1 protein-coding gene is annotated in these 781 nt (G+C 62.0%); it reads left to right on the plus strand.

All coding sequences use genetic code 11. The annotated features are described in order from the left end of the window. On the plus strand, positions 1–781 hold a 781-nt coding region (locus IEX74_RS23245; protein ID WP_505678223.1), incomplete at both ends, for a glutamine synthetase III family protein.

Here is a 781-nt window from a genome sequence, read left to right on the forward strand (position 1 = left end):
CAAGCATAACAACTGGGCCATGAGCACGGACACGGGCGTGAATCTGTTCGCGCCGGGCAAGCGGCCGAAGGAGAACCTGCAGTTTCTCACGTTCTTTATCACCACCATCAAGGCCGTGCACACCTACGGGGAGCTGCTGCGCGCCAGCATTGCCTCGGCCTCGAATGATCACCGGCTGGGAGCTAATGAAGCGCCGCCCGCGATTATGAGTGTGTTCGTAGGCTCGATGCTGGACAACGTGCTCAACGAGCTGGAGCGCACGGCCAAGCTGCCGCTGGACAAGGGCGACAACATCTACCTCAAGCTGGGCATCGACAAGATCCCGGCCATCTTGCTCGACAACACGGACCGCAACCGCACCTCCCCGTTTGCCTTTACCGGCAACAAGTTTGAGCTGCGGGCGGTGGGTTCCTCCGCTAACTCCTCCTCGGCCATGACCGTGCTCAACGCCATTGTGGCCGAGCAGCTGATCCTGTTCAAGCAGGCGGTGGATGCGCAGCTCGAGCAGGGTAAGAAGAAGGAAGTCGCCATTGTGGACGTGCTGCGCGAGTACGTGATCAGCTCCAAGGATGTGCGCTTCGAGGGCAACGGCTACTCGCTGGAGTGGAAAGAGGAAGCGGCCCGGCGCGGGCTGGCGAACGTGGCCACTACGCCGCAGGCCTTGGATGCGCTGGTCGCGCAGAAAGCCGAGGCCCTGTTTGCCCGCCACGGCATCTTCTCGCCCGTGGAGCTGCACGCCCGCCACGAGATTCTGCTGGAGGAGTACCTGAAGAAGATCCAG

It is taken from the genome of Hymenobacter cavernae, assembly GCF_014641455.1.
In the GTDB taxonomy this organism is placed as follows: domain Bacteria; phylum Bacteroidota; class Bacteroidia; order Cytophagales; family Hymenobacteraceae; genus Hymenobacter; species Hymenobacter cavernae.